Origin of the sequence: uncultured Oribacterium sp. (assembly GCF_902481605.1) — a bacterium.
GTDB lineage: Bacteria > Bacillota > Clostridia > Lachnospirales > Lachnospiraceae > Oribacterium > Oribacterium sinus.
Genome location: NZ_CABSXI010000081.1, coordinates 1 through 9,165, shown reverse-complemented (window position 1 = coordinate 9,165; position 9,165 = coordinate 1). Strand labels below are relative to the sequence as shown.

The 9,165-nt window shown below is 43.9% G+C and carries 8 protein-coding genes and 1 pseudogene; 7 read left to right on the top strand and 2 right to left on the bottom strand.

Features of this window, described 5'->3' with window-relative positions; genetic code table 11:
- The 6 genes from RDQ32_RS10125 to RDQ32_RS10100 form a co-directional block, all read left to right on the top strand.
- Positions 1–273, top strand: a 273-nt coding sequence (locus RDQ32_RS10125) for a hypothetical protein (RefSeq protein WP_308580352.1), incomplete at its 5' end; no start/stop codon positions are given.
- A 185-nt stretch (positions 274–458) separates the two neighbouring features.
- Positions 459–860 carry a transcriptional repressor gene (locus tag RDQ32_RS10120; protein ID WP_183683333.1) on the top strand — a complete coding sequence of 134 codons (402 nt, stop codon included), beginning with the start codon at positions 459–461 and terminating at the stop codon, positions 858–860.
- 49 nt (positions 861–909) lie between these two features.
- A complete protein-coding gene (locus RDQ32_RS10115; RefSeq protein WP_183683332.1) occupies positions 910–1,452 on the top strand; it encodes an NADH peroxidase in 543 nt (180 codons plus the stop codon).
- Between the two features lie 207 nt (positions 1,453–1,659).
- Positions 1,660–2,208 carry a rubrerythrin gene (rbr, locus tag RDQ32_RS10110; protein WP_308580350.1) on the top strand — a complete coding sequence of 183 codons (549 nt, stop codon included), beginning with the start codon at positions 1,660–1,662 and terminating at the stop codon, positions 2,206–2,208.
- Between the two features lie 366 nt (positions 2,209–2,574).
- On the top strand, positions 2,575–4,110 hold the full coding sequence (gene gpmI, locus RDQ32_RS10105; protein WP_308580349.1) for a 2,3-bisphosphoglycerate-independent phosphoglycerate mutase: 1,536 nt from the start codon (positions 2,575–2,577) through the stop codon (positions 4,108–4,110).
- 218 nt (positions 4,111–4,328) lie between these two features.
- Positions 4,329–5,219 (top strand): DegV family protein, encoded by an 891-nt coding sequence (locus tag RDQ32_RS10100; protein WP_308580347.1) that lies wholly within the window; start codon positions 4,329–4,331, stop codon positions 5,217–5,219.
- Here the strand turns inward: RDQ32_RS10100 and RDQ32_RS10095 are convergent.
- Both RDQ32_RS10095 and rpsT read right to left on the bottom strand, forming a co-directional pair.
- Complete coding sequence (locus RDQ32_RS10095) at positions 5,216–7,822, bottom strand: DNA internalization-related competence protein ComEC/Rec2 (protein WP_308580346.1); 2,607 nt, start codon at positions 7,820–7,822, stop codon at positions 5,216–5,218. The two genes, RDQ32_RS10100 and RDQ32_RS10095, sit on opposite strands and share 4 nt — an antisense overlap.
- Before the next feature lie 255 nt (positions 7,823–8,077).
- Positions 8,078–8,341 carry a 30S ribosomal protein S20 gene (gene rpsT, locus RDQ32_RS10090; protein ID WP_040649565.1) on the bottom strand — a complete coding sequence of 88 codons (264 nt, stop codon included), beginning with the start codon at positions 8,339–8,341 and terminating at the stop codon, positions 8,078–8,080.
- Positions 8,342–8,663: 322 nt separating this feature from the next.
- Here rpsT and RDQ32_RS10085 point away from each other — a divergent pair.
- Positions 8,664–9,165: pseudogene (locus RDQ32_RS10085) on the top strand (PspC family transcriptional regulator); the annotation flags it as partial.

Below are 9,165 nucleotides of genomic sequence, written 5' to 3'. Positions count from 1 at the left end.
CTGCACAGTCTATGCTTTCTCAGGCTAACCAGCAGCCACAGGGAGTTCTTTCTCTCCTTAGATAAGCTTTATAGTATTTTTAAGACCATTGGAGTTGAAAGAAAAAAGAAGAGGCAAGGTTCATCTGCTGATTCTTTTCTTCCGGTGGAGTCCCACTTAAAAATAGAATGGATTATTATGTCTATAGAAAGAAGTTATCATAGTTTAACTATGGTGACTTCTTTTTTTGCACGATTCTGTAGCAATCTTTTCCCGGCAAATCAAAGGATATAAGGAGCGATTGTGGTTAGATGGAACTAACTTTCAGTATTTTTTAAAAAACAAAAAAATTTTCAAAATCCGTTGACAAGGACAAAAAAAGAGATTATAGTATGCCATGTTGATAGTAATTATCAATTTTGTTTTTTGAAAGCCTCAGGAACTTTTGAAAGACAAAGCAATAAAAGAAAGGACGGCCGATGAATTATTCACGACAGCGTGCAGAGGTACTGGATCAGATTAGGGAGCATGAAGACCATCCTACTGCAGATGTAATATTTGCAGAACTACGCCAAAAGGATCCCAGCATCAGTTTGGCAACGGTATATCGGAACTTAAAGTTACTTTCGGATTTAGGAGAAATTCGGAAACTTAGCTTCGTATCAGGAGCGGATCGTTTCGATCCTACCGTAAAACCCCATTATCACTTTGTATGTGAGAGATGCGGGAAGGTTTATGACATTCCTATGAAGGTTGCGGAAGCACTGGATTCGGAGGCGGAAATGTATATTCCGGGAGCCATTACAGGTCATGATTTGGTGTTCCGAGGAATATGTGATGAATGTGGAGCTTTGGAGGGCTTCAAGGATTCACAAAAATAAGTTGAGTTTGAGCATTTGCCTTAAAAAAAGGCGGAAAAGGAGAGAAGTTATGAAGACTTGGGTTTGTTCAGTATGTGGTTATGTGTATGAGGGAGAGACTGCTCCTGAAAAGTGTCCTGTATGTAAGGCTAGCAGCGACAAGTTCGTTGAGCAGAGCGGAGAGCTTACATGGGCAGCAGAGCATGTAATCGGAGTAGCTAAGGATGTTTCCGAGGATATCAAGAAGGATTTAAGAGCTAACTTCGAGGGAGAGTGCTGTGAGGTTGGTATGTACCTTGCTATGAGTAGAGCAGCTTACAGAGAGGGATACCCTGAGGTAGGTGATTACTACAGACAGGCTGCTTTCGAAGAGGCAGATCACGCATCTCGTTTCGCAGAGCTCTTAGGAGAGGTTGTATCTCCTTCCACAAAAGAGAACCTTATTGCTCGTGTAAAGGCTGAGAACGGTGCTACTGCAGGTAAGGTAGATCTTGCAAAGAGAGCTAAGGCTCAGGATTTGGATGCTATCCACGATACTGTTCATGAGATGGCTCGTGACGAGGCTAGACACGGTAAGGCATTCCAGGGTCTGTTGAAGAGATACTTCAGCTAAGCACAACAGTTGGTAAGAGTGTAGTGCCTGTCCTGGTAACACTTGGGGCAAGTACAGCAGATTGTACAAAGGAAGAACTTGTCTTTTCTTGTGGCTATTATAAAATGTTTTTGTAATAGCGCAGGTTGAGTCTTGAAACAGAGGAGGAGCGCTCCTCTGTTTCAATTTTTAGGCAGGCGATAATGCTTGTCGGGAAAGGAGAGTAGCATGGCAAATTATAAGGGAACAGAAACAGAGAAGAATTTATGGACTGCCTTTGCAGGAGAGTCTCAGGCAAGAAACAAGTACACCTATTTTGCTTCTCAGGCAAAGAAGGACGGTTATCAGCAGATTGCAGCAATCTTAGAGGAGACTGCGGCCAATGAGGAATACCACGGAAAGATGTGGTTTAAGGAGCTGGCCGGACTTGGCGGCGGAATCGGAAACACCCAGGAGAACTTGAAGGCGGCAGCTGCCGGTGAGCATTATGAGTGGACCGATATGTATAAGAGCTTTGCAGAAGTTGCAGCAAAGGAAGGCTTCCAGGAGCTTGCAGCAAAGTTCCGTCTTGTTGCTCAGGTTGAGAAGACTCACGAAGAGCGTTTCTTGAAGCTTTTACAGGGAATCTTGGATGATACCACCTTTAAGGCTGAGCAGCCTACCCTTTGGCACTGCAGAAACTGCGGTTTCATCTATGAAGGAGAGGAAGCACCTGAGACTTGCCCATGCTGCAATCATCCTAAGGCTTACTTTGAGCGTAAGGCTGACAACTATTAAAAAGTACTTCAGCTGATAGAAAAAGTACAGAAATTCTATTCAGTAAAAGTAAGTATCTGTTTTGTAAATCCACAGTCTTTTCCGGACAAAGAGGAAGAGAATTGTGGATTTTTTTATGTGTGAAATACTCCTTTCTTATATGGACAGAAAGGAATTGTATGAAACTAGAAAAATTAATATTTTTTTCATTGCCGGAGGGCAGAATCCGTGAAAGCATGCATTGACGGAAGGAAAAGTTTAGGCTAGACTCTAAGCTTAGGGATGAATCCTTAAGACCGCTGTTTTCCAAGCAAAATGAAAGAAAAAGGAAGATGGCAAAGAACATTTTGTATAGAGAAAAGTAGAAATAGAGAAAGAGGCGTTGCAATGAAAAAAAGTACAGTTTTGTTAATCCTGGACGGCTACGGAGATCGGAAGAGTAAAGAGGGAAATGCTATTGCTTTGGCGAATACGCCGGTGATGGATCATTTGAAAAAGGACTATCCCTATGTGGAAGGACAGGCTTCCGGCCTGGCTGTGGGACTTCCCGACGGACAGATGGGAAATTCCGAGGTTGGACACATGAACATGGGAGCGGGCAGAATTGTTTATCAGGAATTGACCCGTATTTCCAAGGCTATTCAGGATGGCGATTTTTTTGAAAATGCTGCCTTAAAGGGCGCTGTGGAGCATTGCAAGAAAAAGGACTCCGCCTTACATTTTATGGGACTTTTGTCCGACGGGGGTGTGCATTCCCACATTGAACATATTTATGGACTTTTAGAGCTGGCAAAGCGTGCCGGTCTGAAGAAGGTTTATCTTCATGCCTTTTTGGATGGAAGAGATACTCCTCCCGATTCCGGAAAGCATTTCCTTATGCAGATTGAAAAGAAAATGCAGGAAATCGGTGTGGGAGAAGTAGCCAGTATTGCCGGAAGATACTATGCTATGGATAGAGACAAAAACTACGACAGAGTGGAAAAGGCTTACCTGGCGATGACCCAAGGAATCGGTGAGAAGGCGTCTTCCGTAGAGGAGGCTATCAGTGCGTCCTACGCAAAGGAAGTTTTTGATGAATTCGTATTACCTACGGTTATCGAGAAAAATGGAGCGACTCATCTTATTTCTGACGGAGATGCTTGCATTTTCTTTAACTTCCGTCCGGATAGAGCAAGAGAGATCTGTCATTGCTTCTGTGATGATGACTTTAGCTTCTTTAACCGTGGGGCCAGAAAAGAGGTATATTTTGTCTGCTTCACCGACTATGACCCCACTATTCCCAATAAGGAAGTGGCTTTCCATAAGGAAGATATTTCCAATACCTACGGAGAGTATCTGTCCTCCCTGGGAAAGACTCAGCTTCGTATTGCGGAAACGGAGAAATATGCGCATGTTACCTTCTTCTTTAATGGAGGAAAGGAAGAGCCCTTTAGCGGTGAAGATCGTATTCTGGTTCCCTCTCCCAAGGATGTGGCAACCTATGATTTAAAGCCGGAGATGAGCTGTTACGCGGTAACGGAGAAGCTTACAGAGGCGATTCGTTCCGGAAAATATGATGCTATTGTGGCAAACTTTGCCAATCCGGATATGGTAGGACATACCGGTGTTCTTCCTGCAGCCATCAAGGCTATTGAAGTGGTGGATGAGTGCGTGGGAAAGGTTGTGGAGGCTGTGCAGGAAGTGGGAGGTAATCTCTTCATTCTGGCCGATCACGGAAATGCGGATATGATGGTGGACGAGAAGACGGGAGAGCCCTATACCGCCCATACCACCAATCCGGTACCTTTCATCCTTGTGGCAGCGGACAAGTCGTTAAAGCTGAAGGAAGGGGGATGCCTTGCGGATGTAACTCCAACCCTTTTGGATTTGATGGGTATTCCAAAGCCGAAGGAAATGACAGGAAAGAGCCTGCTGGAGAAGTAAAGAAGTATAGCGTAGATTGGCAGCATAGCCAAGGACGGAAGTGTAGCCAAGGACGGAAGTGTAGCCAAGGACGGAAGTGTAGTCAAGGCCGGAAGTATAGTCAAGGCCGGAAGTATAGCCAAGGCCGGAAGTATAGTCAAGGCCGGAAGTATAGCCAAGAACGGAAGTATAGAGAAGCTTAGAAGTAAGGACGCTAGAGTACCTGGAAGGAGTTATTCATGAAAATAGGAATCTGTACAGATTCCGGATCGGGAATACGGAAGGAAGAAAGTGAGATATTCGGGATTACCGTGGTTCCCATGCCCTTTCGAATGGGAGATCAGGAGTACTTTGAAGGAATCAATATGAGTCGGGAGCTTTTCTTTGAAAAGCTGGCAGAGGGGGAGGAAGTGTCCACTTCCCAGCCCTCTATGGAAAGTCTGATGAAGGCCTGGGATGCCCTGCTTTTGGAAAATGATGAAATTGTTCATGTTCCTTTAAGCTCCGGGCTTTCCGGTTCCACCCAGACGGCTCTGATGCTTTCACAGGAAGAACCCTATTTGGACAGAGTATTTGTTTCGGATAGTAGAGGGGTTTCGGTTACCCAGAGAATGCACTGCCTCTTCGCCAAGGAATTGGCGGAGAAGGGATACACCGGGAAGGCTATACAGCATCTTTTGAATTCCATTGCGGGAGATAACGGCATTTATATCGGCGTAAGTACCTTGAAATATCTTAAGCGGGGAGGCAGAATAACTCCGGTAGCCGCAGCCATCGGTAGTCTCTTGCAGATTAAACCGGTTCTATCCATCAATAAGGGAGGAAAGTTGGACTCCTTTAAGAAGGTAAGGACGGAAAGACAGGTTCGGGAAGCCATTATTGAGGGCTTAAAGGACAGTCTGGAACGACTGGGAGATCCGGAGGCAAGAAAGTCCTATATTGCCGTAGCCTATACGGACAATCTGGCTCAGGCGGAAGAGTTTCGTGCACAGCTTATGGAGACCTTCCCGAATCGTTATGAGGAAGAGATAGTGATTTCTCCTCTGTCCTTACTGATATCCTGTCATATTGGAGAGAATGGTCTTGGCGCTGCTGTGATTAAGCGTCCGGATGCTTTGGAAAATACTTAAGCTTGGGGAGCAGTGATTTCAAACTGCTCTCCATTTGTTTTGATGAGAATTTCTCCCAGCTTTGCGGTTTCCAAAGGAAAGAGACGATACTTCTGACAGTTTTCCACAGTGTTTTTGTGAGGATGTCCGTAGCGATTCTTCTTTCCATAGGAAAATAAGGCAAATTTTGCCCGGGTTTCCGACAGAAAACTGGGGCAGGAGGAGGTTTTGGAGCCGTGATGAGCGAGCTTCAAAACATCGACTATGGGAGATGCTTCCGCTTCCCTGCAATTTTCCAATAGTGCCTCTTCAGACTCCTTAGGCATATCTCCGGTGAAAAGCATACGAAAATGCCCATAGGTCAAAAGGCAGCCTATGGAGTGGGCGTTGGCTTCTTCGATGTAGGAAAAATCATTGGGATAAAAACAACGAATATGAAGCTGATGGCCCTTAGTATCGGGGCCTCTTTTTTTGCTTGTAGAGGGATTTTCTGCCCAAGCAGTTTTTTTCGCGGAAAGACAGATTCCCTGTTCGGAAAAGACCAGTTCATCTCCCTTTTGCCAATAAGAAACATCCGCTCCGTGATTGTAGGCCAAACGCTTTAATAAGTCATAACGATGATCCTGCAAGGCGGAGGCAGGAAGAATTAAATGGGATAAACTTATTGAGGGATTCTTTTCCAAGAGAGCCTGTATACCGCTTATATGATCCCGGTCACAGTGGGTGAGCAGAGCATAATCGATATGCTGAATTCTTTTAGCCTTACAATAGGGAAAGAAGATCTGTTCCGGAAATAAGTTCTTGCTGGTGGAACCGTTGTCTATGGTAAAGACCAGAGCTCCTTTTCGAAGGACAAAGCCGTCACCCTGCCCCACATCAAGGGCGGCAATTTCCAGTTCCTTAGGGGGCTTGGGCAGGTAGAGAGGAAGGGAAAGTAAAAAGCCCAGGGAGAGCAAAAGGGACAAGCTTTTTGCTTTGGGAAAGAAAAAGAGAAGGTAGAGAAAAAGAAAATACAACATCACAGAGAGTACTTGCATTTTCCCAAGGAGAATCTGAGAAAAGGGGAGAGCAAGGCTTTTTTCCATGAAAAGGTGAAAAATTTGAAACAGAAGGTTTAGCAGAAATCGGGAGGAAAAGCTAAAAAGACGAAGAAGTAGAAAATCCTGCTCCGGCAGATAGGAAAGAAGGATAGAAATTGCTCCAAGAAGAAAGAAAAAGGGAAGGAGCGGGAGTAGAAGCAGGTTTAATAAAGGGGCATATAGGGGAAAAGAGAACTGGGTTAAGGAAAAAAGAGGGAGCAGAGCCAGATAAAAAAGGAAGCTGCCTTGTAAGCGATGGGGTAGAGTAGAAAGTAAGCAGGGAATCAGCTTGGAAAGATAAGCAGGAAATTTCAAAAGAAGAGAGGGATGCTTGGAAAAGCCAAGCGCAAGTTTTTTACAAATTTTAGAAAGGGCTTTTTCTTTCTTTTTTCGAACTGCTTTTCCGGGTCTTTCTTCTAAAAGAAAGAAAACAAAGAGGGTGAAAAAGGAGCACTGCATGCCGATGGAATAGAGGGAGAGAGGATTCAGCCAAAGTAAAAACAGTAAAGCGAAGGAAAGCTGAGAAAGCAGATCCTTTCCTTTGCCAAGCTGTATGGCGGCAAAACGGAGAAAAAGCATGAAAAGCGCCCGAAAGGCGGAGTGGGAAGAACCGGTAAAAAGAAAATAGGAGAAAAGAAAGAAGGAAGTGATAAGAGAGGAAAGTAGGGAAGATAACTTTGTTTTCCGAAGCAGCCGGTAGAAAAAGCCTCCCAGAAGAGAAAGATGCAGGCCGGATATGGCCAGAATATGGGAGATACCGGCACTTTGATAGAGGCTTTTTTCCGATAAGGTGATTCCTGAGCGTTCTCCCAAGAATAGACTTTTTAAAAAGCCTGCCGTCTCTTCAGGGAAAAGTGCATCTATTCTGTTTCCAAGGCTTTGCTTCAGAGTGAACAACTCTTTGGCAAAGGGGGAGGACTCTCCCCGGACCAGCTCTATAGTCTTGGCTTGAAATACACCGGAAATTCCTTCCCCCTTATAATAGGAGGGGAGAGAAAACTCCCCTTCGTTGGTGGCAGGGCTAAGCTCTAAAAAATGACCTTTTACAGAGCAGATTTGTCCCGGAAGCGGAAGGGGCATAGAACCTTCCCCGGTGGATTCCTTCGGGAGATAAAGAATCAGCTTTTGAAAGTGCAGATCATTTCTTTTTTGATATTTTTCTTCATTCTTTAAAGAAAAATTCTTTTTTTCCAAGGCGGTATCTACGATACAAGCGCTGAGAAGGAGCTTCCATTTCTTTTCCTGCTCCTCGACATACATCACTTTACCTCTCAGTACAGCCTGTAAAGGAAGGATATAGCCAATACTTTCCCTTTCCGCCCGGTAACGATGATTTACGGAATAGAAGTTTAGCATAAACAGAGTAAGGCAAAGGAGGGAGCAAAAAAACAGCCGATTTTTCTTTTTCCGGAAGAGAAAGAGGGATAGAAACAGCAGGGAAAAAAGGAATAAGAAACGGTAGGAAAAAGGAATTTCGGGAGTAAGAATCAATTCTCCCAATAGGGCAAAGAGAGCCAAAAAGAATAGGGGACGGGAAAGAAACATAGTGTGCTCCTTTGGTAGAGGAAGTTAAGGGAAATATTATAGATAGTGAATAACCTGTGAATGCAAAAAGAATGCAAAAAGAATGCAAAAAGAATGCAAAAAGAATGCAAAAAGAATGCGAAAAAGAAAAGTTAGAAGCATGGAAGCCGTAAAGAAAATATTGAAAATAAAAAGATATTTTCCCTATCCTAATTCCAAAGCCGAAAAAAAGCAATAAAAAAACTCCCCCAAAATAGGGGAGCCTTTTTGTGCATTTTACTGCATCTTGTTTACAGCTGTGTAAATCTGAGAAATCTTACGAGAAGCGTTGTTAGCCTTGTAGATGCCCTTGCTACGTGCCATTGCAATCTTCTTCTGTGCCTTAACCAGCATGGTCTCGGCAGTTGCCTTGTCACCGGCCTCTACAGCAGTGAAAACCTTCTTCATGTAAGTCTTTACTTCGGAACGGATTGCCTTGTTTCTTTCATTTCTCTGTGCCGCTACCTGAATTCTCTTTTTTGCAGATTTGATATTTGCCATGATTAAAACCCTTTCTTCCATAAGACTTTCCTGCCGCGGAAAACAAAATCCTATGGGAACAAAATAGAATGTATTCTTGTATTCTCTCTTGTTTTCAAATATCTGGACACGGACAGTTTGAAAACATACAGAGAGATAATAGCGAAAATGCCGTAGTCTGTCAAGCTGCGAAAAGACGGGAGGAAATGCGGTTTTCAAGATGAAGAAAGGCAATTTTGAAACGATTTTCTTAATTATCTGTACATATTGAATTAAATTAAGCTTTATAGTATTCTAGAAATGTTGCTGTCCCCTGATTGAATGAGAAAAGAAAGAGGAAAAGATGGACAAAAGAATGTGGAAAAAGATTCTGGCAATGCTTCTGCTTATGTCCTGCATCTGTACGACGCTTGCTTCTGCAGAAAGCCTGAAGAGGGAAACCGTTCAGCCGGAAGCGGAAAGGGCTATATCCGAAGACGCGGAAGTGGAAAAACTTACACCCGAAGACGGGAAAGCAGAAAAGATTGCATCCGAAGACGCAGAGACAGAAAAGGCTATATCGGAAGAATCGGAAATGGGAAAGCCCACTCTTATAGGGAAGTCTGCTGTAGAAGAATCGGAGGAAGCTTTTCACGAGGAACAGGAAATCTCCGGTGTTTTCGTCACGGTGAAAGCGGACCCCGGAGTCTTTCCGAAGGGGGCAAAATTACAAGTAAAGAAAGTCGGTAAAGCAGCAGAGCGGAAAGTGGATTCCACTGTAAAAGAAAAGCTTCTCGAGAATCAGGAAAATCTTCTTCAGAGCATGATTTTTGATATCTCAGTGCTTAACAAAGACGGAGAAGAAG

What these genes read in the sequence shown, in the direction of transcription:
- RDQ32_RS10120 (WP_183683333.1), top strand. Translation starts at nt 459, where the DNA reads ATGAATTATTCACGACAGCGTGCAGAGGTACTGGATCAGATTAGGGAG.
- rbr (WP_308580350.1), top strand. Translation starts at nt 1,660, where the DNA reads ATGGCAAATTATAAGGGAACAGAAACAGAGAAGAATTTATGGACTGCC.
- rpsT (WP_040649565.1), bottom strand. Translation starts at nt 8,341, where the DNA reads ATGGCAAATATCAAATCTGCAAAAAAGAGAATTCAGGTAGCGGCACAG.
- gpmI (WP_308580349.1), top strand. Translation starts at nt 2,575, where the DNA reads ATGAAAAAAAGTACAGTTTTGTTAATCCTGGACGGCTACGGAGATCGG.
- RDQ32_RS10100 (WP_308580347.1), top strand. Translation starts at nt 4,329, where the DNA reads ATGAAAATAGGAATCTGTACAGATTCCGGATCGGGAATACGGAAGGAA.
- RDQ32_RS10115 (WP_183683332.1), top strand. Translation starts at nt 910, where the DNA reads ATGAAGACTTGGGTTTGTTCAGTATGTGGTTATGTGTATGAGGGAGAG.
- RDQ32_RS10095 (WP_308580346.1), bottom strand. Translation starts at nt 7,822, where the DNA reads ATGTTTCTTTCCCGTCCCCTATTCTTTTTGGCTCTCTTTGCCCTATTG.